19 protein-coding genes are annotated in these 21,701 nt (G+C 64.6%); 18 read left to right on the top strand and 1 reads right to left on the bottom strand.

Annotation, left to right across the window (positions count from 1 at the left end):
• Positions 1 to 220 precede the first annotated feature (220 nt).
• The 5 genes from H3H39_RS18965 (at position 221) to H3H39_RS18945 (ending at position 8,074) form a co-directional block, all read left to right on the top strand.
• The gene (locus H3H39_RS18965; protein ID WP_182155402.1) at positions 221 to 2,095 is read left to right on the top strand and encodes an acyl-CoA dehydrogenase; all 1,875 of its coding nucleotides are present in this window, start codon (positions 221 to 223) and stop codon (positions 2,093 to 2,095) included.
• Between the two features lie 80 nt (positions 2,096 to 2,175).
• Positions 2,176 to 4,035 carry a feruloyl-CoA synthase gene (locus H3H39_RS18960; RefSeq protein ID WP_182155400.1) on the top strand — a complete coding sequence of 620 codons (1,860 nt, stop codon included), beginning with the start codon at positions 2,176 to 2,178 and terminating at the stop codon, positions 4,033 to 4,035.
• Between the two features lie 55 nt (positions 4,036 to 4,090).
• Positions 4,091 to 4,960: an amidohydrolase family protein gene (locus H3H39_RS18955; protein WP_182155398.1), complete on the top strand. Its 870-nt coding sequence runs from the start codon at positions 4,091 to 4,093 to the stop codon at positions 4,958 to 4,960.
• A 255-nt stretch (positions 4,961 to 5,215) separates the two neighbouring features.
• A complete protein-coding gene (locus H3H39_RS18950) occupies positions 5,216 to 6,580 on the top strand; it encodes an MFS transporter (protein WP_182155396.1) in 1,365 nt (454 codons plus the stop codon).
• A 153-nt stretch (positions 6,581 to 6,733) separates the two neighbouring features.
• Positions 6,734 to 8,074 (top strand): porin, encoded by a 1,341-nt coding sequence (locus H3H39_RS18945; protein WP_182155394.1) that lies wholly within the window; start codon positions 6,734 to 6,736, stop codon positions 8,072 to 8,074.
• Positions 8,075 to 8,158: 84 nt separating this feature from the next.
• Here H3H39_RS18945 and H3H39_RS18940 read toward each other — a convergent pair whose 3' ends face one another.
• Positions 8,159 to 9,067 carry a LysR family transcriptional regulator gene (locus H3H39_RS18940; RefSeq protein WP_182155392.1) on the bottom strand — a complete coding sequence of 303 codons (909 nt, stop codon included), beginning with the start codon at positions 9,065 to 9,067 and terminating at the stop codon, positions 8,159 to 8,161.
• Positions 9,068 to 9,364: 297 nt separating this feature from the next.
• On the opposite strand from H3H39_RS18940, the gene H3H39_RS18935 reads away from it, so the two are divergent.
• The 13 genes from H3H39_RS18935 (at position 9,365) to H3H39_RS18875 (ending at position 21,694) form a co-directional block, all read left to right on the top strand.
• Positions 9,365 to 9,721: a protocatechuate 4,5-dioxygenase subunit alpha gene (locus H3H39_RS18935; protein ID WP_182155390.1), complete on the top strand. Its 357-nt coding sequence runs from the start codon at positions 9,365 to 9,367 to the stop codon at positions 9,719 to 9,721.
• Between the two features lie 3 nt (positions 9,722 to 9,724).
• On the top strand, positions 9,725 to 10,561 hold the full coding sequence (locus tag H3H39_RS18930; RefSeq protein ID WP_182155388.1) for a class III extradiol dioxygenase family protein: 837 nt from the start codon (positions 9,725 to 9,727) through the stop codon (positions 10,559 to 10,561).
• 181 nt (positions 10,562 to 10,742) lie between these two features.
• On the top strand, positions 10,743 to 11,351 hold the full coding sequence (locus H3H39_RS18925) for a TetR/AcrR family transcriptional regulator (RefSeq protein ID WP_182155386.1): 609 nt from the start codon (positions 10,743 to 10,745) through the stop codon (positions 11,349 to 11,351).
• Positions 11,352 to 11,449: 98 nt separating this feature from the next.
• Positions 11,450 to 12,244, top strand: a complete 795-nt coding sequence (locus tag H3H39_RS18920) for an SDR family NAD(P)-dependent oxidoreductase (protein ID WP_182155384.1) — start codon at positions 11,450 to 11,452, stop codon at positions 12,242 to 12,244.
• Between the two features lie 44 nt (positions 12,245 to 12,288).
• A complete protein-coding gene (locus H3H39_RS18915) occupies positions 12,289 to 13,365 on the top strand; it encodes an alkene reductase (protein WP_182155382.1) in 1,077 nt (358 codons plus the stop codon).
• A 71-nt stretch (positions 13,366 to 13,436) separates the two neighbouring features.
• On the top strand, positions 13,437 to 14,444 hold the full coding sequence (locus H3H39_RS18910; protein ID WP_182155380.1) for an NADP-dependent oxidoreductase: 1,008 nt from the start codon (positions 13,437 to 13,439) through the stop codon (positions 14,442 to 14,444).
• Complete coding sequence (locus H3H39_RS18905; RefSeq protein ID WP_182155378.1) at positions 14,441 to 14,893, top strand: DUF2147 domain-containing protein; 453 nt, start codon at positions 14,441 to 14,443, stop codon at positions 14,891 to 14,893. The genes H3H39_RS18910 and H3H39_RS18905 overlap by 4 nt, the downstream gene beginning before the upstream one ends.
• Positions 14,894 to 14,960: 67 nt before the next feature.
• Complete coding sequence (locus H3H39_RS18900) at positions 14,961 to 15,668, top strand: TetR/AcrR family transcriptional regulator (RefSeq protein ID WP_182155376.1); 708 nt, start codon at positions 14,961 to 14,963, stop codon at positions 15,666 to 15,668.
• Positions 15,669 to 15,777: 109 nt separating this feature from the next.
• Complete coding sequence (locus H3H39_RS18895) at positions 15,778 to 16,752, top strand: enoyl-CoA hydratase/isomerase family protein (protein WP_182155374.1); 975 nt, start codon at positions 15,778 to 15,780, stop codon at positions 16,750 to 16,752.
• A gap of 5 nt (positions 16,753 to 16,757) precedes the next feature.
• Positions 16,758 to 17,675 (top strand): alpha/beta hydrolase, encoded by a 918-nt coding sequence (locus H3H39_RS18890; RefSeq protein ID WP_182155372.1) that lies wholly within the window; start codon positions 16,758 to 16,760, stop codon positions 17,673 to 17,675.
• A gap of 39 nt (positions 17,676 to 17,714) precedes the next feature.
• Entirely contained in the window at positions 17,715 to 19,187 is a 1,473-nt protein-coding gene (locus tag H3H39_RS18885; RefSeq protein WP_182155371.1) for a class I adenylate-forming enzyme family protein, read from the top strand.
• Positions 19,180 to 19,989: an SDR family oxidoreductase gene (locus H3H39_RS18880; protein WP_229218129.1), complete on the top strand. Its 810-nt coding sequence runs from the start codon at positions 19,180 to 19,182 to the stop codon at positions 19,987 to 19,989. The genes H3H39_RS18885 and H3H39_RS18880 overlap by 8 nt, the downstream gene beginning before the upstream one ends.
• Before the next feature lie 28 nt (positions 19,990 to 20,017).
• Complete coding sequence (locus H3H39_RS18875; RefSeq protein ID WP_182155369.1) at positions 20,018 to 21,694, top strand: GMC family oxidoreductase; 1,677 nt, start codon at positions 20,018 to 20,020, stop codon at positions 21,692 to 21,694.
• Positions 21,695 to 21,701 lie beyond the last annotated feature (7 nt).

The raw sequence follows: 21,701 nt of genomic DNA, 5'->3' as shown, positions 1-21,701 counted from the left end.
TTTCAAAAAAACCATGGTGTCGTTGTGGCGTCGAAAAATTGGGGACGTACCCCATTTTTCGGCCGCAGCCAGAAAATGGGGTACGTCCCCAATTCTTCGGTGCCTCGCCATGGGCATGTTGAACCGCCTTCGAAGGAGGGCGGCCGGTCTCTGTCCGGGCCGGCCGCTGGATGAGTATTTTGGCGCGGGCCCGGCCCGCGCCCACAGTTTGGGATTACACATGGATACCTACGGCGCACCGCTGCGCGATATGCGCTTCATCCTCGACCACCTGGTTGGCCTTGACGGCATCGCTGCTTTGCCGGATTGCGAGGCGGCCGAACCGGAGCTGGTCTACAGCATCCTTGAGGAAGCCGACAAATTCGCCGCCGGGGTGCTGGCACCGATCAACAAGTCCGGCGACCTGCAGGGCTGCCGGCTCGACGGCGACCGCGTCGTCGTTCCCAACGGCTGGCAGGAAGCCTGGGATCAATTCGTGGCCGCCGGCTGGCTGGGCCTGTCGCTGCCGGCCGAGTATGGCGGGCAGGGCTTGCCCAAGGCGCTCTGGGCGCCCGTGTGGGAAATGTGGTTCTCCGCCAACCTGGCCTTCACCATGCTGCCGCAACTGACGCTGGGCCAGACCGAGGCGCTGGAAGTGGCGGCCGATGACGCCATGAAAGCCTTGTACCTGCCGCGCATCGTCAGCGGCGAATGGTCCTGCAACATGAGCCTGACCGAGCCGCAGGCAGGTTCCGACCTGGCCGCCGTGCGCATGCGCGCCGAGGCCGCCGAGGATGGCAGCTATCGCCTGTACGGCCAGAAGATCTTCATTTCCTACGGCGACCATGAACTGACGGACAACATCGTCCACCTGGTGCTGGCCCGGCTGCCCGACGCGCCGGCCGGCATCAAGGGTATTTCGCTGTTCCTGGTGCCCAAATTCCTCGTCAATGCCGACGGCAGCCTGGGCGTCAGGAATGACGTGCGCGCCGTCTCGCTGGAAGACAAGATGGGCATCCACGGCAGCCCGACCTGCACCATGGCGTATGGCGACCAGGGCGGGGCGGTCGGCTATCTGGTTGGCGAACTGAATCGCGGCATCGAATACATGTTCGTGATGATGAACGAAGCCCGCTTCGGCGTCAGCCTGCACGGCGTGGCCCTGGCGGAACGCGCTTACCAGATGGCGCTGCGCTATGCCAACGAGCGCAGCCAGGGCAAGGTGGCGGGCGAGGCCGGCCGGCCCATTGCCGGCCACCCTGACGTCAAGCGCCAGTTGCTGGCCATGCGCACCCGTATCTTCGCCATGCGGGCCCTGGTCTATCCGGCCGCCGCCTGGTTCGACCATGCGCGCCACCATCCGGAACCCGACGTGGCGGCGCGCAGCCGCCGCTACATCGATCTGCTGATGCCGGTGCTGAAGGCGTGGAACACCGAGACCGGCAATCTGGTGTGCGACGACGCGATCCAGGTGTTCGGCGGCATGGGCTTTGTCGAGGAAACCGGGATCGCCCAACACTATCGCGACGGGCGCGTGACCCGTATCTACGAAGGCACCACCGGCATCCAGGCCAATGACCTGGTCAGCCGCAAGATCCTGCGCGAAAACGGCGCCACCTTGCGCGAACTGGTGGCCGATATCCGCGCCGATATCGCGGCCCTGGCCGAGATGGCGGACGTGGCGGACGTGGCCGAACTGGCTCGCCATGCTCGCGTGCTGGCGAACAACGTGGACGACCTGGAGCGGGCCACCGACTTCCTGCTGGCCCACGGCAGTACCGATCCGGCCACCGTGCAGGCGGCGGCCGTGCCTTTCCTGCACCTGACCGGCCTGGTGTGCGCCGGCTGGCGCGTGGCCCAGGCGGCGCGGGCGGCTCAGTCGTTGCTGACCGCATCGGCAGCATCGGCAGGATCGGAAGCGTCGGCCACATCGGGTGCGCCGGCAGCGCAGGGCGCAGCGGGTGGCCAGGCGGAGGACGCCAGCTACCTGCGCGGCGTGCTGGCGCTGGCCAGCTTCTGGTTCGCCACCTATGCGCCGCAAGTGCGCGCCCACGCCGACACGGTGGCCGCCTCGGCCTGCGTCGGCCTGGCGCCGGATGCCGCCCTTTGGGCCTGAATTCCCACGGCGTGGCGCGCTGAACAAGATGTCTTGAACATCGCGCGCTATCGCCAGACAATACGACTACAGGAGACAACATGAATATCGCAGCATTCAAGCCGATCGTGGAAACGGATTACCGGCCCGTCAACATCGGCCATCCGCCGGCGGAGATCCAGCGCGACGCCGACGGCGTCTGGCATATCCGGCCACTGGAAACCCTGGGCGACTACCCGCGCTGCCTGACCGACCGCCTGGTGGCGGGCGCCCGCCAGTTCCCCGAACGCACGCTGATGGCGGCGCGCGGCGCGGACGGCGAGTGGATCCGCATCAGCTACGCCGACATGCTGGCGCGCGTACGCCGCATCGGCCAATGGCTGCTCGATCGCGGCCTGTCGGTCGAGCGCCCGCTGCTGGTGCTGTCCGGTAATGACCTCGAACACAGCCAGCTGATGTTCGCCGCCATGTACGCGGGCATTCCCTATTCGTCGGTGTCGCCGGCCTATTCGCTGGTGGCCACCGACTACGGCAAGCTGCGCCACATCGTCGACACGGTGACGCCGGGCCTGGTGTACGCGGCGGCCGGCGAGCCGTTCGCCAAGGCCATCGCCGGCGCGCTCGATGCCAACGTCGGGATCGTGCTCGGCAAGGGCGAGCTGCCTGGCCGCGCCAGCACCCCGTTCACCGACCTGCTGGAGACGACACCGACGACGGTCGATGCCGCCAACGCCGCCGTCGGCCCCGACACCATCGCCAAGTTCCTGTTCACCTCCGGCTCCACCAAGCTGCCCAAGGCCGTGGTCACCACCCAGCGCATGTTGTGCGCCAACCAGCAGATGCTGTTGCAGACCATGCCTTTCCTGGCGGAGGAACCGCCGGTGCTGGTCGACTGGCTGCCGTGGAACCACACCTTCGGCGGCAGCCACAATGTCGGCATCGCGCTCTACAACGGCGGCAGCTTCTACATCGACGATGGCCAGCCTACCGCCAAGCGCTTCGACGAAACCCTGCGCAACCTGCGCGATATCTCGCCGACCGTCTATTTCAACGTGCCCAAGGCGTGGGAAGACCTGACCGTGGTGCTCGAACACGACGCCCAGTTGCGCGAGAAATTCTTCTCCCGTCTGAAGCTGTTCTTCTTCGCCGGCGCCGGCCTGTCGCAGGCGGCGTGGGACCGGCTCGACCGCGTCACCGAGTCCCATTGCGGCCATTTGATCCGCATGATGGTGGGGCTGGGCATGACCGAGACGGCGCCGTCCTGCCTGTTCTCGACCGGCGGCGTGATCGGCGCCGGCTACGTCGGCCTGCCGGCGCCCGGTTGCGAAGTCAAGCTGGTGCCCACCGATGGCAAGCTGGAGGCGCGCATGCGCGGCCCGCACGTGATGCCCGGCTATTGGCGCAACCCGGCGCAAAGCGGCGAAGTGTTCGACGCCGAAGGCTACTACTGCACTGGCGACGCGCTCAAGTTCGTCGATAACGCGCGCCCGGAACTGGGCCTGGTGTTCGATGGCCGCATCGCCGAGGATTTCAAGCTGTCGTCGGGCACCTTCGTCAGCGTCGGCCCGCTGCGCGCCAAGGTCATCACCACCGGCGCGCCCCATGTGCAGGACGTGGTGGTGGCCGGCATGAACCGCGACCAGATCGGCCTGCTGATCTTCGCCCGTCCGGTCGAATGCCGGCAACTGGCCGGGCTCGATGAACGGGCCGACCTGTTCGAAGTGATGACCCATCCGGCCGTGCGCGCCCACTTCAAGGAGTTGCTGGCGCGCGTCAACAGCACGGCCACCGGATCGGCCAATCGCGTCGCCTGGATCCGTTTGCTGGAAACCCCGCCATCCATCGACCACAGCGAAGTGACCGACAAGGGCTCGATCAACCAGCGCGCCGTGCTGACCCGGCGCGCCGAGCTGATCGAAGCGTTGTATCTCGGCCAGGACGACTTCCTGATTCAAGCTTGAACGGCGGCCGGCGCTGGCCGCCGGCCCCGCACCACCCACTCCAAGGACCAGCGACATGAACACTGACGACCTGATCGCCATCGATTTCCACACCCACGCCGAGGTTTCCTGCTGCCAGGGCCACGACCATTTCGGCGATGAATTCGACCGCGCCGCCGACAAGTATTTCGGCTCCGACCGGCGCCCGACCATTGCCGAGACGGTGGCCTACTACCGCGAGCGCAAGATCGGCCTCGTGATGTTCACCGTCGACGCCGAAGCCCAGATCGGCCGGCGTCGCATTCCCAACGAGGAGATCGCCGAGGCGGCGCGCGCCAACAGCGACATGATGATCGCCTTCGCCAGCATCGACCCTCACAAGGGCGTGATGGGCGCGCGCGAGGCGCGCCGCCTGATCGAGGAGTATGGCGTGCGCGGCTTCAAGTTCCACCCCACCGTGCAAGGTTTCTTGCCTTACGACCGCTTCGCCTGGCCGCTGTACGAAGTGATCGCTGAATACGGCTTGCCGGCGATCTTCCACACCGGTCATTCCGGCATCGGCAGCGGCATGCGCGCCGGCGGCGGCCTGCGGGTGGCCAATTCCAATCCCATGTTGCTGGAGGATGTGGCGATCGACTTCCCCGACATGCAGATCGTCATGGCGCACCCGAGCTGGCCGTGGCAGGACGAAGCGTTGTCGCTGTGCCTGCACAAGCCGAACGTGTGGATCGACCTGTCGGGCTGGTCGCCGCGCTACTTCCCACCACAACTGGTGCAATATGCCAACACTCTGTTGCGCGAACGGGTACTTTTCGGCTCCGATTTCCCCCTGATCACCCCCGACCGCTGGATGGCCGATTTCGAGAAAGCAGGCTTCAAACCGGAGGTCGCACCGCTGATCCTGAAGCGCAATGCGATGCGCCTGCTGGGCCTGGGCGGCGCGTAAGCGGAATTAGAGGCTGGTTCAAAATGACCGTGGCGAGGCGCCACAACGAAGCCACGGGCTTTTTGAAACGGCCTCTTACTCGCGCTCTATCGCAAAAGGGTATAACTGCTAGTACCCGCTAACGCTTCCTCCTTATATAGCAGACCTGCACAATCAGTCATATGCAATACCTGTCACTCCGCCGGAAAACGGCACAGCAGGTACGGTTTTTTTAGCGGTTCAACTACATACCACGGCAAGTGGAGGAGACACAGCATGACGCCCAATAACACCATCGACATACGAAAGCTTGTCGAAGAGAGCAAGTTCACCAAGTTCCATTTGCTGGTCTTTGCAACCTGTTTTTTTGTCATCTTGCTGGATGGCTTTGACACCGCCGCCATCGGCTATATCGCGCCATCCCTGCTCAAGGAATGGGGCCTGACCAAGCCGCAACTGGCGCCGGTGCTGAGCGCCGCGCTGGCCGGCCTGGCCCTGGGTTCGGTGGCGATCGGCCCGCTGGCCGACCGCCTGGGACGCAAGTTCCTGCTGTGCGGCGCCGTTGGCCTGTTCGGCCTGGCCAGCCTGATCTCCTCGACCGCCGGCAGCCTCAATGAACTGGTGGCGTGGCGCTTCATCACCGGCCTCGGGCTGGGTGGCGCGATGCCGCTGGCCGTCACCATGGCCAACGAGTTCGCTCCCGGCAAACGCCGCGCCTTGCTGACCAGCGCCATGTTCACCGGCTTCCCGCTGGGCGCGGCCTGGGGCGGCTTCCTGTCGGCCTGGATGATCCCGGCCTGGGGCTGGCGCAGCGTGCTGCAACTGGGCGGCGTACTGCCGATGTGCCTGGCGCTGGTCATGCTCTTCATCGTGCCCGAATCGGTGCAGTTCCTGGTCGCCCGCGGCCGTCCGGTCGAGCGTATCCGCGCCGTGTTGTCCCGTTTTTCGGACAAGGTGGGCGAGGCCAGCGCTTTCGTCATGGGTGAGAAGGCGCCTGGCGCCAGCGCCACCGAACAAGGCAAAACCGGTGTCGGCTTGATCCTGTCGCGTTCCTACGTGGTCGGTTCGACCATGCTGTGGCTGACTTATGGCATGGGCATCGTGATCTTCTATGCGCTGATCAACTGGATGCCGATCCTGCTCAAGGATGGCGGCCTCGATCCGAAAACGGCCGTGCTGGTGACGTCGCTGTTCCCGCTCGGTGGCGTTGGTGCGATCGTGTTCGGTCTGCTGATGGACAAATTCAACGCCAACCGCGTGATCATGTTCGGTTATCTGCTCACCGCCGTCTGCGTGTACGGCATTGGCCAGGCGGCCGGCAATCTGGGCTCGCTGGTGCTGATGGTGTTCGTGGCCGGCGCCGTGATGAATACCACGCAAAGCAGCATGCCAGCCCTGGCGGCCAATTTCTACCCGACCGCCGGCCGTGCCACCGGCGTGGCCTGGATGATGGCGATCGGCCGCATCGGCGCCGTCGCCGCGCCGTTCCTGGTAGCCGAGCTGCAACGCCGCCAATTTGGTTTCGACCAGATCTTCGCGGTGCTGGCCATCCCCGGCCTGATCGCCGCCGTTGCCCTGTTCGTCAAGAACAATTCCCATCCAGAGTCCAAGCCGGTGCTGCTGCAGCCGGCCGATGCCTGATCCGCACATACCCTGGCCCAACCGGGCCGACCCAGCCAACCAGCCTCGCCGCCTGATTCTGGCGAGGCTGAATACCGACTTTCCTCCCGGATTTTCCGGGAGGGATGCCCCCGGCTTGCCTAGCGGGAATGATAATAAAATGAGGAGATAAGCATGACCGTATTCCAGCACCGTCCAACCAGCGCCGCCAAGCCGATCGTCGGCGCACTGATCGCCGCCTTCGGCCTGGCCGGCGCCTTGCCGGCGCACGCCGACAGCGAGGTCGACGCGCTGCGCCGCGAACTGGCCGAACAGCGCCAACTGATCCAAAAGCTGCTGGGCCAGCAGGAGAGCCAGCAGCGGGCTGTATCCAACATTGAACAGAAGGTCGCCGCCGCACCGGCCGCACCGGCCGCGCCAGCCGCCACTGGCTCGGCGCTGCCGCAGGGCATGTCCATCTACGGCGTGCTGGACGGCGGCGTCGAGCGCATCACCGACGTCAAGAACGGCACGGTCCAGGGCAGCGTGACCCGCATGCCCAACATCACGGGCACGGTGGCGTCGCGCCTCGGTTTCAAGGTGAACAAGGAGCTGGTTCCCGGCATCAATGGCGTTGCCGTGCTGGAAACCGGCTTTAACTTCGACAGCGGCACCCTGGGGCAGGGCGGCCGCCTGTTTGGCCGCCAACTGTACGCCGGTGTCGATACGGCTTACGGCGCCTTCACCATGGGCCGTCAGTATTCGATGCTGGTGTTCGCCATGGATTCCGACCTGCTGGGCCCCAACATCTACGCGCTCGGTTCGCTGGATGCCTACCTGCCCAACGCGCGCTATGACAATGCGCTGGCCTGGCGCGGCAAGTTCGGCAAGGCTTCGTTTGGCGCCACCTACAGCCTGGCGCGTGACAGCGCCGGCGGCGCACCCGGTTCGGGCACCTGCGCCGGCGAACTGCCGGGCGCGGGCAGCAATGCCTGCCGCGGCTGGTCGGCCATGGCCAAGTACGACGACGCACGTTTCGGCGTGGCGGCTGCCTACGATGAGCAGAAGGGCGGCGCCGGCGCGCTGGCGAACTTCTTCAACGGCGCCGCACCGCTCGCGTTCACGCGGCCGGAAGACACCGACAAGCGCAGCCACCTGGGCGGCTACGTCAATCTCGGCAACGCCAGCAGCGGCGGCAAGGTCGGCCTCGGCTGGCTGGGCCGCAAGGCCGAGCTGGCGTCGGGCACCGTCAAGTCCGATGCCTACTATCTGGAAGGCGCGTGGCGCTTCAACGAAACCTATACGGTCGAGGGTGGCTACCACCGCATCACCAACAAGGACCAGGACCGCGACGCCGACCTGTACGTGCTGCGCGCCTTCTACTTCGTGAACAAGGACTTCTCGCCGTACTTCCAGCTGGCCCACATCAATAACAGCGCCAAGGCCCAGTACGCGGCCTCGGTCGGCGCCGGTGTCGCGCCGCCGCCAGGCGGCTCGCAGACGGCCGTGATGCTCGGCCTGCGCTACCGCTTCTGATCGGCCGTGCCAGCCCTTGCGCGCAAGGGCTAGCGACAGTCCGCCGTTTGGCCACAGGCCAGCGGCGGATTTTTTTTGCTGGTGCTACAGGGTTTGTTCGATCGCCGCGCTGACCTGGTACAGCTTGTCGAGCAGCCAGCGCATCATCGGATGTTGCTGGTAGCGCTGGTGCCAGATGGCGTACATCGGCATCTCGGGACAGGCGAACGGCGTCTCGGTCTGGGAGAAGCCTGCCAGCTGGCTGGCCCCGAGGCGGTGCGGCAGCGTCGCCAGGTAGGGCGAGTCCTTGAGGAAGGGCTTGATGCCGGCGAAACCGGCGACGCTGACGGCGAAGCGCCGTTCTATGCCTTTGCTCTTCAGGTAGTCATCGATGTCGAGATGGCGTTGCGGCTCATACACCACGGTGACGTGCTCGGCGGCCAGGTAGTCCTGCAGGTTGCGCGGCGCCTGGCGCATTTGCGGATCGTAGAATACCACGTAGCGGTCGTTGAACAGGCGGCGCTGGAGGATGTCGCTGCCCGCCGGCGGCCGTGGCGAGATGACCAACTGGCAGCGATCCGCGCGTAGCAGCTCGCTGCCGGGGATGTTGGACGGAATCACGCGCAGGCTTAAGCCGGGCGCCTCCTGCTTGAGTAAGGCGAACAGGGCGGGCAGCAGCAGGTCGCGCTGGAGATCGTTGGCGGCGATGGTCAGGGTGCGGTCCAGGCTGGCCGGGTCGAAATCGGGTTTGCTGCTGAACTGCTGCAACTGGTCGAGCAGCAAACGGGCCTGCGCGGCCAGCTCGCCGGCCTGCGCCGTGGCCACCACCGAACGCCCTGATTTGACGAACAGCGGGTCGCCAACGATGCCGCGCAGCTTGTCGAGCATATGGCTGACAGCCGACTGCGTGATGCCCAGCCGCTGCGCGGCGCGGGTCACGGAGCCTTCCTCGTAGACGGCGATCAGCAGGCGCAGCATCCGTCCGTCCAGATCCAAATAATCGAAATTGTTCATGCGTTTATTGTAACCAATCTGTCTCATTTATCGATGCTGTGGCCGGCCGCTGCCGTATAGCTGCTATGCCCAACTGAGATAGCCGGGCGTATGTCCCCGCCACGCACCGCGCGCGTCATTCGGCAGCCCTTGCGCAGCCGATGTTGATCGCTATACGCATCGAAAATCCTCATGAATTACATCATAAATGATCTATGTATTTAATGGTTTGCGTCTCCAATAATGCAATGGCGATGCGGGATCTACGCGTGATCCGGCAGCGACACACCACTCGGAACATTTTCAGGAGACGCAAACATGACTGCTAGTCAGCAGAAGCGAACCATCCCGGGCGCGCCCATCTTCGACAGCGACGCGGCCCGCCACGGCTACGCGCTCAACAAGATGTGCTACTCGTTCAACAGCAAGGTTAATCGCGACGCCTTCGTCAGCGATGAACGGGCCTACTGCCAGAAATTCGGCCTCAACCAGGAACAGACCCGCGCCATCCTTGAGCGCGACGTGCTGTCGCTGATTCGTGCGGGCGGCGGCGTGTATTTCCTCGGCAAGCTGGCCGGCGGCGTGCTCGGCCTCGACATGCAGGACATCGGCGCCTTGCAGACCGGACTGACCAAGGAAGAATTCAAAGCGAAACTTGTAGCGGCGGGGAAATAAATCATGGCTAAAATCGTAGGCATCCTGAACACCTCGCACGTGCCGGCCATCGGCAAGGCGATCCACCAAAACCTCCAGCAAGATCCGTACTGGAAACCGTTCTTCGACGGCTTCCCGCCGATCCGCGCATGGCTGGACCGGGTCAAACCGGACATCGTCGTGTCCTGCTTCAACGACCACGGCCTCAACTTCTTCCTCGATAAGCAGCCGACCTTCGCCATCGGCGCCGCGCCGGAATACCGCAGCGAGGACGAAGGCTGGGGCATCCCCACCATGCCCAGCTTCCCGGGCGCCGAAGACCTGTCCTGGCATATCCGCGACCGTTTGATCCGCGACGATTTCGATATGGTCACCTGCCAGGAAATGCTGGTCGACCACGCGTTCACGCTGCCGATGGCCTTGATGTGGCCGGAACAGAAGTGGCCGGTCAAGAGCGTGCCGATCTGCGTCAACACGGTGCTGTTCCCGCTGCCATCGGCACGCCGCTGCTACAAACTGGGCGAAGCCATCGGCCGCGCCATCGCCGCCTTCCCGGAGGACGCCAAAGTGCTGGTGATCGGCTCGGGCGGCCTGTCGCACCAGCTCGAAGGCGAGCGGGCCGGCTTCATCAACAAGGAGTTCGACCTCAAGTTCATGGACAGCATGGTCAACGATCCGCAATGGGCCACCCAGTTCTCCGATATCGACCTGGTCGAGCAATGCGGCAACGAAGGCGTCGAGCTGCTCAGCTGGCTGATCGCGCGCGGCACCGTGGCCGGCGCCGTGAAGGTGGTGCATTCCAACTTCCACATTCCGATCTCGAATACGGCGGCGGCGACCATGTTGCTGGAACCGGTCTGATCGTGGCGAACGCCATGGCCATGGCATTCGCCACGGCCATGGCGTCCGCAGGATCTTTTCCGCGTCGACAACGTTGTCGCGACCGCATTTTTCCCGTGCGATCGGCCGTGGTGGGAGCGCTGGGGCGCTGCCCACCAGCCCCACGTCGCCGGGCGGTGTGCACATCGGCGGAAAATGGTATATGATGACGATCATGCAGAAAAAATCTACCCAACGGACGGCACCCAGCCGCAAGGAACTGACGCACGAACGTATCGTCGAGGTGGCGGCGCGCGTTATTCGCCGCAGCGGCTACGACGGCACGGGTGTGGCCGACATCATGAAAGAGGCGGGCCTCACGCACGGCGGCTTTTATGCGCACTTCGAATCGCGCGACGCCTTGCTGGCCGAGGCTGGCGATCGTGCCGGGGCCGAGTCGGTCGCGCTGGCGGCCCGCGTGGCCGCCGCCGCGCCGCCAGGGCAGGCCGTGCAGGCGATGATGGAGGCTTATCTGTCGCCGGGGCACATTTCCGCCATCGAGACCGGTTGTCCCGTGTCGGCGCTGGGTTCGGAAATGCCGCGCCAGGCGCCGGAAGTGCGGCGCGCGGCGACCACCCACATCAAGGAGATGATCGATGTGTTCGCGCGCCAGATGCCTGATTGGGGGCAGCAGCAGGCCCATGAACGGGCGATGGCCCTGGTCTGCGCCTTGATCGGCACCACCATGCTGGCCCGTGCGGTCGATGATCCCAGGTTGTCCGAGGCCTTGTGCGGCGCGACCATGAAGCAATTTTCACCGGCTGCCGGCTGAGTTGTCGGCAGTTTTTTTTGAACTGTAATATGATGATCGTCATATTAAAATCCACTTGAGAAGCGCAACAACTGCGCGACTCGTCATCCGAGGGCTTCATGATGTCTACTTCTACCCGAAAAATTGCGGTTGTGACCGGTGCATCGTCCGGTATTGGTGCGGTGTATGCGGATCGTCTCGCCAAGCGCGGCTATGACCTGGTGCTGGTGGCGCGTCGTGCGGATCGCCTGCAAGCGTTGGCAGCCAAGATCGCGGCCACCCATGGGGTTAAGGTCGAGCCGCTGACCGCCGACCTGGAATCGGAGGCGGGGCAAGCGAGCGTGGCGCAGCTGCTCGCCACCAACCCAGCGGTCAGCGTCCTGGTGAACAATGCCGGCCTCGCGCGGCTGGCGCCGATCGCCGGCAGCGCCTGGCAGGATTCCCTGTCCCAGATTGCATTGAATATCACCGCGCTGACGCGCTTGAGCCACGCGGTCCTGCCGGGGCTGAAGGCGCGCAAGGAAGGCGCGATCATTAACGTCGCTTCCGTCCTGGCGCTGCACTCGCTGCCGATCAGTTCGGTCTACAGCGGCACCAAGGCGTTTGTCCTGGCCTTCAGTCGCGGCCTGCAGCAAGAGCTGGCCGATAGCGGCGTTCGGGTGCAGGCGGTGCTGCCCGCCGCCACGGCGACCGAGCTGTGGGACCAATCCGGTGTGCCTTTGGCGGCGCTCGATCCGAAGGCCGTCATGTCGACGGAGGACATGGTGGATGCGGCCTTGCTGGCGTTCGATCAAGGTGAACAGGTCACGATGCCTTCTGTGGCGGAGACGGAGACGATCGACCGCTTTGAATCGGCTCGCGCCGCCCTGTTCGCCACTTCGCAAACCGGCAAGGTCGCACCGCGCCTCCAGTAACGCTGATCCTGTCTGACAAATTACTCCCGAAAGGATGTGCTTAAATGTTATTTGAAACCTATTCCCTGCGCGGCGTTCAACTCGCCAACCGTGCCGTGATGTCGCCGCTCACCCGCAGCCGTGCGATCGACAACAATACGCCCAACGCGCTGATGGCGACTTACTACGCCCAGCGTGCCGGTGCCGGCCTGATTATCACCGAGGGTACGTCGCCGTCGCCGAATGGCTTGGGCTATCCCCGCATACCGGGCCTGTTCAATGCCGCCCAGGTACAAGGCTGGAAACTGGTCACGGATGCCGTGCACGCCAAGGGTGGCAAGATCGTCGTACAACTGATGCATACCGGCCGCGTGAGTCACGTGGCGAACCTGCCAGCCGGGGCGGAAGTGGTGGGGCCGTCGTCCGACATCTGCCCCGGCGAGATGTGGACCGACAGCCAGGGCAGCCAGCCGCATACGGCGCCGCGCGAGATGACCGAGGCCGACATCGCCACCGCGATCGGCGAATACGCAACCGCTGCGCGCCTGGCCATTGATGCTGGCTTCGATGGCATCGAACTGCATGCCGCCAACGGTTATCTGCTCGAACAATTCTTGAATGCCAACGTCAACCGCCGGACCGATGGTTATGGCGCCACGCCGGAGGGCCGCAACCGCTTCGTGCTGGAAGTGGTCCGGGCCACGGTCAAGGCGATAGGCGCCGAGCGGGTTGGTATCCGTTTGTCGCCGCATGGCGTGTTCAATGCCACGGGCGCTTACGAAGGCGTGGACGCGCAGTATCTGGCGCTGGTCAAGCAGTTGTCCGCACTGGGCCTGATGTATGTTCACCTGCTGGACCATTCGGCGTTAGGTGCGCCAGCGGTGCCGGGCCAGTTGAAGACCGATCTGCGCGCCGCGTTTGGCGGCCCCTTCATCCTGGCCGGTGGCTTCGACAAGGGCAGCGCCCAGCAAGCCCTGGCCGCAGGCCATGCGGACCTGATCGCGATGGGGCGGGCATTCCTGGCCAACCCGGATCTGGTCGAGCGGATGCGGGACGACCAGCCATTGAACGCGCCGGACCCCAGCACGTTCTATACGCCCGGCGCGCAGGGTTATACCGACTATCCGGCGCTGGCGGGTTGACACGCGTTTCTGTACGCCGCTGCCAGTAGCCGGACGGCCGTCGGCTCTCATCAAAAGCAAGGAAGGCAATAATGAAAGCACTCGTTTTACAGCGTTACGGCAAAACCGGCGCACTGGCATTTTCCGATGTTCTTCGCCCGACCATCAAACCGGATGAAATACTGGTGCAGGTGTACGCCGCCGGACTGAATCCGATTGATAACATGATCCCGAAAGGCGATTTCAAGCCTATCCTCAAGTTCCAGTTGCCGGCGACCATGGGCAGCGATTTGTCGGGTGTGGTGGTGGAGGTGGGCGCGCGCGTGACCCGCTTCAAGGTTGGGGACGCCGTGTTCGCCAGCCTGTTCGATCTGGGGACTGGCTCGCTTGCCGAATACGCCGCTGTGCCCGAGCGCGCGGCCGCCCTGAAGCCGGCCAATCTGGACTTCGTGCAAGCAGCATCGATCCCCATGGTAGGACTGACATCCTGGCAAGCGCTCACTGAACGCATGCAGGTAAAAGCCGGACAAAAGGTGTTTGTGCCGGCAGGTTCGGGCGGCATAGGCACATTCGCGATCCAGCTGGCAAAGCACCTTGGCGCCAAGGTCGGCACCACCACCAGTACCGCCAACGTGGAGCTGGTCCGCAGCCTCGGGGCCGACGAGGTCATCGACTACAAGAAGCAGGAATTCGAGGACACGCTGCGGGGCTATGATGCCGTGCTGGGCACGATCAGGGGCGATGGGCTGGAAAAGGCCTTGCGGATAGTAAAGCCCGGCAGTACGGTCGTCTCGCTCATCGGCCCGCCGGATGCCGCCTTCGCGCGCGCGCGCGGGATGAATTTTGTCCTGAAGTTCGTGTTCAGCTTGTTGAGCAGGAAGATCATACGCCTGGCGAAGCAGCGCAACAGCAGGTATTCGTTCCTGTTCGTCCGTCCGGATGGCCGCCAGCTGGCCAAGATCGGCGAGTTGCTCCAGACCTCGCGCATTCGTCCCGTCGTGGACCGGGTGTTTCCGTTCGCTCAGGCGCAGGAGGGCCTGGCGTATCTCGAAGCGGGCAGGGCCAAGGGTAAGGTCGTCGTGCAGATGGTGCAACCATGAGCGCGCCATGGCGTGTGGCGGGCCTGGCGTTGATTGCCACGTTGCTGTCGCCGGCCGCATGGGCCGACGAAGCTTCGCCGGCCGGCCTGTGGAAAAACATCGATGACGCCACCGGTAAACCGCGGGCGCTGGTCCGGATCACCGAATCCAATGGCGTGCTGCAGGGTAAGATCGAGAAGGTCTTCACGGCGCCAACGGAAAACCCGAACCCGAAGTGCGAGAAGTGCGACGGCGCGAACAAGGATGCGCCCGTGGTCGGCTTGCTGATCCTGAGCGGACTGAAGAAGGATGGCGACGCGTACACCGGCGGCCGGATTCTCGATCCGGACAATGGCCAGGTCTACCGCAGTCAAGTTCACCTGAGCGCCGGCGGGAAAAAACTCGACGTGCGTGGCTATATCGGCGTCCCCATGCTGGGGCGCACGCAGACCTGGGTGCGGGAAGACTAGGACGTCAGGGGGCGGATGCGTGGCTGCGTGCTATGATAACGTTGTTATAGCGCCACTCTCCCTACACATGACCGCCGCCGCCACCCAGACTGACCCACGCACCCGCCTTGTTGAAGCCACGATCCGCCTGTTGGCGAGGACCGGGCCGTCCGAAGTGAAGGCCCGCACGGTGGCGAGCGAAGCGAAGCTGTCCACCATGGGTGTGTACACGTATTTTGGCGGCGTGCCTGAATTGCTGCAGGCCGTCGCGGACGAGGGCTTCAACCGGCAAGCCATGGTCTTCGCCAGGTTGCCGCCATCGGACGATCCCATGGCCGATCTGTTCGCGATGGCGCTGGCTTGCCACGACTTCGCGCGGCGCAACCCCCATCTGTACGACCTGATGTTCGGCTTGTCGATTCACGGGCGATACAGCCCATCCCGAGGCGAGGTCTCCCCCATCCTGAGCGGACAGTCGCCATCGTTCCGCATGGCCTATGGCTATCTGGTCCATGGTTGCGCGCGGCTGGTCGATGGCAAGTGCGTGCGCAAGGCCGCTCCGGATCTTCTCGCGCTCCAGTTCTGGAGTGCCTTGCATGGCTTTATCATGCTTGATCTGGGCGGCCATTTTTCACAGGTGGCCGATCCGGCCGCCGAGGTCCTGGCGCCGATCTGCGTGAACATGGTGGTTGGCCTGGGCGCGAAGCGCGATAAGGCCGACGCTTCGGCCGCCAGCGCGCTAGCCCTGTGGACCGCCTCCCAATCGGAAAAAAACAGCAAGGCACGCAGCAAATAAGCGACGGCCTTACGAGCTCGGTCAGTACGTTCTTGAAATCCTCAAATAACAGTGTTATTCTGGGACATAACGATGTTATTGAAACGTAGTTAATCTAAGGAGACTGGACATGGATAGCACGCGAATCAGGTCGGGCGGCCTGGAACTGGAGCAGCACGGCGCCGTATTGATTGTGCGCCTCAATGGCGGCCCGCAAGGCGTGATGGGGCTGGCGATGGCCGAGTCGCTGGCGGCGCTGCTCGATGCGCTGGAGGCCGATCAACAGGTGAAGGCGGTGGTGCTCACGGGAACCCACCCGGGCCGCTTCGTCGGCCATGCCGATGTACGCTGGCTGCAGGAAGGCGGCACCACGATCCCGTCCATCGCGCGCGGCATGACCTCGGCGGTGGCGCATACGGCCGCCACCGTCCGGCGCATGCCTTTGGTGGCGCCGGTGGCGGCGTTTACGCCACTGGGCGGCGCCATGCAGCTGGATAAGCTGCATAACACCTTCATGCGCATGAACCGCGTTGGCGTGCTGTTCATCGCCGCCCTGAACGGTTCGGCGTTGGGGCTCGGCAGCGAACTGGCGCAAGCCTGCGACGTGCGCCTGATGGCCGATGGCGATTTCTTCATCGGGCAGCCCGAGGTGTTGCTGGGCATTCCACCCGGCGGCGGCGGCACGCAGCGCCTGACGCGCCTGGTCGGCGCCCATCGCGCGCTCATGATGATGCTGGAAGGACGGCCCGCATCGCCAGCCAAGGCCCTGGAGATCGGGCTGGTCGACGAGGTGGTTGCGCCCGAAGCGCTGATGGAGCGCGCGCTGGCATTGGCGAACTACCTTGGCGCGCGCCCGCGCGATGGCATACGCGCCATCAAGCGCGCCGTCTATGTTGGCGGCTCGATGTCGCTGGAAGATGGGCTGCATGTGGAGCGTACTGAATTCATGTCGGCGCTGTCGGGCGATAACTCGCAAGCGTTGATGCTCGAATATATGGAGCGCACCGAGCACGAGGGCGACCTGCCGTTGTACCAGCCGGCCATCTTCGATCAGGCGCTGCACCATGGGCACTTTCCCTTCACCAGCAACCGGACGGTCAAATGAACGCCATGGCACAGACTACGCACAAATTCACGCGCCGTAGCGTCAGTTTCATCTCCGGCGAGACGTTCTGCTCCGCATGGCTGTATCTGCCGGAAGGCGTCGCGCGGCCGCCGGTGGTGGTGCTTGGCCACGGCTTGGGCGCGGTGCGCGAAATGCGCCTGGATGCCTATTCGGAGCGCTTCGCGGCGGCCGGCATCGCCACGCTGGCCTTCACCTATCGTTATTTCGGCGACAGTGGCGGCACGCCGCGCCAGTTGATGTCGGTGGGGCGTCAACTGGCCGATTGGGACGCCGCGCTCGATTACGTCAAGACCAACCCGGAGCTCGATGGCGGCCGCGTGGCGATCTGGGGTAGTTCCTTTGGCGGCGGCCACGCGATCCAGGTGGCCAGCCGCCATCCCGAGCTCAAGGCGGCGATCAGCCAGTGCCCGTTCACCGATGGACTGGAGTCGGCGACCGCGCTCGGCCTGTGGGGCTCGTTGCGGATCACGCCAGTGGTGATGCGTGACTTCATGGCCCGCTTGTTCGGCCGGCCGCCGGTGATGGTGCCCATCGCGGCGCTACCTGGCCAACCGGCGTTAATGAACGCGCATGACGCCTTGCCGGGATACTTGGCCTTGATGCCCAAGGGAATGACCTTCGTCAACCGGGTCGCGGCCCGTGTGATTCCGGAAATCGTCAGTTACCGGCCGGGACGGCGTACCGCCAAGGTCAAGCCGCCGATCCTGTTTTGCGTCAGCCGTACCGACACGGTGACGCCGCCGGAGCGCACCATCGCCATGGCGCAGCGCGCGCCGCGTGGCGAGATCAAGCTCTATGACTGCGGCCACTTCGACTTCTATCTCGGCGGGCATTTCGAGCGCGCCGTGACAGACCAGACCGAGTTCCTGACCCGCCACCTGCTGTCCCATTCGGCGGCCTGAGCGGACCGACGCGATAACGATTTTTTGGAAAGAACAATCATGCGATTCTCCAAACTTCCGGACCTGCGCGCCGCGCAGGCACCTGATGCGCACTGCATCGCCGATGCGCGCACCAGCTTGTCCAACAGCGAGTTTTATTCAAAGGTGTTGATGGCGGCCGGACTGCTGGCCGAGCTCGGTGTGCAGGCCGGGGACGTGGTGGCCATCATGCTGCCCAATCAGGTTGAATTCGTGGTGGCCATGTTCGCCGCCTGGCGCCTTGGGGCCGCCGTCACCCCCCTCAATCCCAATCTGACGGTGCAGGAGGCGAGCCATCAGCTCAATGATTCCCGTGCCAAGCTGCTCATCAACCTCAGTGGCGCGACGGTGGACGGGCAAGTGCCGGCGCTGCCCGCCGCCGCGCTCCATGGCGGGGTGCAATATGGCGCGCATTATGGTGCGCAGCCGGTCGACAATCCGGCCGCGCTCGCGTTGCTGATCTATACCAGCGGCACCACAGGCTTGCCCAAGGGCGTGATGCTCGATCATGCCAATATTGAAGCGATGGCGGCCATGTCGCGCGAGGCGATGGAGATCACGTCGAGCGATCACTGCCTGCTGATACTGCCCCTGTTCCACGTCAACGGCATCGTCGCCAGCATCCTCACGCCGCTGTCGGCTGGCAGCCGGGTCACCATCCGTGCGCGCTTCGATATCGAGACGTTCTTCGCTGATGTGGAGCGGCTGCGCCCGACTTATTTCTCGGCCGTTCCCACCATTTATGCCTTGCTCAATGCCTTGCCGCCACACGTGCAGCCGGATACGTCCAGCCTGCGCTACGGTATTTGCGGCGCGGCGCCGGCATCGGCCGAGCTGCTGACCAGCTTCGAGGCGCGCTATGGCTTCCCGCTGGTGGAAGGGTATGGGCTATCGGAAGGCACCTGCGCCTCCACCATCAACCCGCTGAAGGGCATCCGCAAGGCGGGCACGGTGGGTGTGCCGATGGTGGGCCAGCGTATCGCGATCATGGATGCCGCCGGGCGCCATTTGCCGGCCGGCGAGACGGGCGAGGTGCTGGTGCAGGGCCCCAACGTCATGCGCGGCTATCTGGGTAAGCCGGAGGAAACCAGCAAGACCATCATCGACGGCTGGCTGCATACGGGTGACCTTGGCCGCATCGATGCCGATGGTTATCTGAGCATCGTCGGCCGCTTGAAGGAAATGATCATACGCGGCGGCGAGAATATCTATCCCAAGGAAATCGAGGACGCCTTGCTCGCCAGCCCCAGTGTGCTGGAAGCGGCGGTGATCGGCGTGCCGCACGAGACGCTGGGTGAAATCGTGATCGCTTATGTCGCCGATCGTCCCGGGCACAACACCACCCTGGAGGAGTTGAACGAGCATTGCGCCGAGCGGCTGACCCGCTACAAGCGGCCTGCGGCCATCCACGTCATCAGCAGCCTGCCCAAGAACGCGGTCGGCAAGATCGACAAGCTGAAGCTGCGCGCCCTGTGGAAGCAGCAACATGCATAAGCCTGCGCAAGCGGGCGCCACTATGCGCCGCCCGGCGATCTTCGTGACGGGCGCCGCGTCCGGGATAGGACGTGCCTGTGCCGAGCTGTTCGCGGCGCGGGGCTGGTATGTCGGCCTGTATGACGTCAACGGCGAAGGCGTGGCCAGGATCGCCGCTGAGCTGGGCGAACACAACGCCACCAGCGGCGTGCTCGATGTCAGCGATCCCGACGGGTGGGAGGCGGCGCTGGCGCATTTCTGGGTACGCAGCGGCCAGCGCCTCGACGTCCTGTTCAACAATGCCGGCATTCTGAGCGCGGGGCCGTTCGAGACCGTGCCGCTGGCGAAACATCGGGCCATGCTCGACGTGAATGTGGGGGGCATGATCGTCGGTTGCCATTGCGCCTTGCGCTACCTGCGCAAGACGCCCGGCGCGCGCGTGATCAATATGGCCTCCGCCACAGCGATCTATGGCCAGCCTGACCTGGTGACCTATTCGGCGACCAAGTTCGCCGTACGGGGCTTCACGGAAGGGCTGGACCTCGAATGGAGTCAGTACGGCATCCGGGTCAGCGACATTTGGCCCAGCTTCGTCAGCAGCGCGATGGCCGCCGGCTTTAAAAGCATCGCCAGCGCGCAATCGCTCGGCATCCGGCTCACGCCGGCCGACGTGGCCGCCACCGTGTGGCGCTGCGCCACCGGGCGCAGGCTCATCCACAAGACCCATTGGATGGTCGGGCTGCAGGCCGGGACGCTCTCGTTCGCGACCCGCGTGGCGCCGACGGCGATGACGCGGTGGGTGGTCCGGCTGCTGGCGCACTGACTATAAAAATCATCCAGGAGACAAGCAAATGCAGGCCAACAAAAATATCGCCGCGACCTTCGATTTTGACTGGCTGGTGATCGGCTCCGGCTTCGGCGGCAGCGTCTCGGCGCTGCGCCTGGCCGAGAAGGGCTACCGGGTGGGCGTGTTCGAGCGGGGCCAGCGCCGCCGCGACGAAGACCTGCCCAAATCCGCATGGCATCTGCACAAATTCCTGTGGGCGCCGGCCATCGGCTTGCGCGGCGTGATGCGCATGAAGGTGTTTCGGCACGTCTTCTTTCCCAGCCAGTCCGGCGTCGGTGGCGGCAGCAGCGTATATGGCGGGGTGCTCTACCGTGCGCGGCCGGAGTTCTTCGTCAATCCGCAATGGCGCGCGCTAGGCGACTGGGCCGGCCTGCTGCGGCCACACTATGAGGCGGCGGAACGCATGCTCGGCGTGCGGACCGTGCCGTTCGACTCCACCAATCAGCAGTTGGCGCGGGACATGGCGCGGCACTTCGGTAATCCGGACGGCTTTCACCGCTCGCCCACCGGCGTGTTCTTCGGCGCGCCGGGCGAGACGGTCAAGGATCCCTATTTTGGCGGCGAAGGGCCGGACCGCACCGGGTGCACGCGTTGCGGTTCCTGCATGGTGGGGTGCCGGGTGGGCGCGGTCAATTCGCTGCAGAAGAACTACCTGTGGTTCGCCGAGAAGCGCGGGACACAGATCATGGCGCAGCGCCAGGTGGTCGATATCCAGCCGCTCGGCGCGCCCGACGGCAGCGACGGCTACCGCGTGACGACCGAGCGTCCCGGCGCCTGGTTCGCCAGGCGGCGCCAGACTCATACGGCGCGCGGCATCGTGTTCGCCGGCGGCGCGCTGGGCACCAACGAACTGCTGGCCAACTGCAAGCTCAGTGGCTCACTGCCACGGCTGAGCGACCGCCTGGGGGAGCTGGTGCGGACCAACAGCGAATCCGTGCTGAATGTGCGCTTGCCCAAGGATCTCAAGACCTGGAATGACGTCACGGCCAGCAGCAGTGTGCATGTGGACCAGAACACCAATATCGAGTTCCTCACCTACGGCCGCCATGCGGATTTCATGGGGCTGATGTACACGGTCCTGGTCGGCAAGGGCAGCCGCTTGACCCGGCCGTTGAAGTGGCTGGGCCAGATCGCCGCGCATCCGCTGCAATGGCTGAAGACCTTGTGGCCGGTGGGCTGGAGCAGGCATATGGTGACATTGCTGGTGATGCAAACCTTGGATAACGCCATCGCGCTGCGCCCCAGGAAGCGCTGGCTGGGACGCGGCTATCGCTTGGTCACCGCGCAGGATCAGAACAAGCCCAACCCAACCTATATCGAGGTGGCGAATCAGGCCGCCGAGTGGCTGGCGCGGCGCACAGGAGGCATCGCCCAAAGCAATGTGCTGGAGGCGCTGGCCGATATTCCGACCACCGCCCACGTGTTGGGGGGCGCCGTCATCGGCGCCAGCCCGTCGCAAGGGGTGATCGATAGTCAGCTGCGGGTGTTCGGCTACCAGAACATGGTGGTGTGCGATGGCGCCGCCATGCCGGCCAATCCTGGCGTCAATCCGGCGCTGACCATCACGGCGCTGGCGGAATATGCCATGGCGCAGATTTCCGCGCTGCAGCCTGGTCTGGCACGGGAGTACACTGGACAGTACGGCGGCAACGGCAAGCCCATTCCCATCTACCAGCAATAAACACTGG

Source organism: Rugamonas apoptosis (assembly GCF_014042355.1).
In the GTDB taxonomy this organism is placed as follows: domain Bacteria; phylum Pseudomonadota; class Gammaproteobacteria; order Burkholderiales; family Burkholderiaceae_D; genus Rugamonas; species Rugamonas apoptosis.
Note: the sequence above shows the minus strand (reverse complement) of the source record. Positions and strands in the feature narration are given on the sequence as shown.

Excerpts from the sequence above, each read along its gene's own strand:
- H3H39_RS18885 (WP_182155371.1), top strand. The coding sequence starts at position 17,715 with ATGCGATTCTCCAAACTTCCGGACCTGCGCGCCGCGCAGGCACCTGAT.
- H3H39_RS18925 (WP_182155386.1), top strand. The coding sequence starts at position 10,743 with ATGATGACGATCATGCAGAAAAAATCTACCCAACGGACGGCACCCAGC.
- H3H39_RS18880 (WP_229218129.1), top strand. The coding sequence starts at position 19,180 with ATGCATAAGCCTGCGCAAGCGGGCGCCACTATGCGCCGCCCGGCGATC.
- H3H39_RS18900 (WP_182155376.1), top strand. The coding sequence starts at position 14,961 with ATGACCGCCGCCGCCACCCAGACTGACCCACGCACCCGCCTTGTTGAA.
- H3H39_RS18915 (WP_182155382.1), top strand. The coding sequence starts at position 12,289 with ATGTTATTTGAAACCTATTCCCTGCGCGGCGTTCAACTCGCCAACCGT.
- H3H39_RS18945 (WP_182155394.1), top strand. The coding sequence starts at position 6,734 with ATGACCGTATTCCAGCACCGTCCAACCAGCGCCGCCAAGCCGATCGTC.
- H3H39_RS18940 (WP_182155392.1), bottom strand. The coding sequence starts at position 9,067 with ATGAACAATTTCGATTATTTGGATCTGGACGGACGGATGCTGCGCCTG.
- H3H39_RS18965 (WP_182155402.1), top strand. The coding sequence starts at position 221 with ATGGATACCTACGGCGCACCGCTGCGCGATATGCGCTTCATCCTCGAC.
- H3H39_RS18895 (WP_182155374.1), top strand. The coding sequence starts at position 15,778 with ATGGATAGCACGCGAATCAGGTCGGGCGGCCTGGAACTGGAGCAGCAC.
- H3H39_RS18875 (WP_182155369.1), top strand. The coding sequence starts at position 20,018 with ATGCAGGCCAACAAAAATATCGCCGCGACCTTCGATTTTGACTGGCTG.
- H3H39_RS18955 (WP_182155398.1), top strand. The coding sequence starts at position 4,091 with ATGAACACTGACGACCTGATCGCCATCGATTTCCACACCCACGCCGAG.
- H3H39_RS18905 (WP_182155378.1), top strand. The coding sequence starts at position 14,441 with ATGAGCGCGCCATGGCGTGTGGCGGGCCTGGCGTTGATTGCCACGTTG.
- H3H39_RS18920 (WP_182155384.1), top strand. The coding sequence starts at position 11,450 with ATGATGTCTACTTCTACCCGAAAAATTGCGGTTGTGACCGGTGCATCG.
- H3H39_RS18910 (WP_182155380.1), top strand. The coding sequence starts at position 13,437 with ATGAAAGCACTCGTTTTACAGCGTTACGGCAAAACCGGCGCACTGGCA.
- H3H39_RS18960 (WP_182155400.1), top strand. The coding sequence starts at position 2,176 with ATGAATATCGCAGCATTCAAGCCGATCGTGGAAACGGATTACCGGCCC.
- H3H39_RS18935 (WP_182155390.1), top strand. The coding sequence starts at position 9,365 with ATGACTGCTAGTCAGCAGAAGCGAACCATCCCGGGCGCGCCCATCTTC.
- H3H39_RS18930 (WP_182155388.1), top strand. The coding sequence starts at position 9,725 with ATGGCTAAAATCGTAGGCATCCTGAACACCTCGCACGTGCCGGCCATC.
- H3H39_RS18950 (WP_182155396.1), top strand. The coding sequence starts at position 5,216 with ATGACGCCCAATAACACCATCGACATACGAAAGCTTGTCGAAGAGAGC.
- H3H39_RS18890 (WP_182155372.1), top strand. The coding sequence starts at position 16,758 with ATGGCACAGACTACGCACAAATTCACGCGCCGTAGCGTCAGTTTCATC.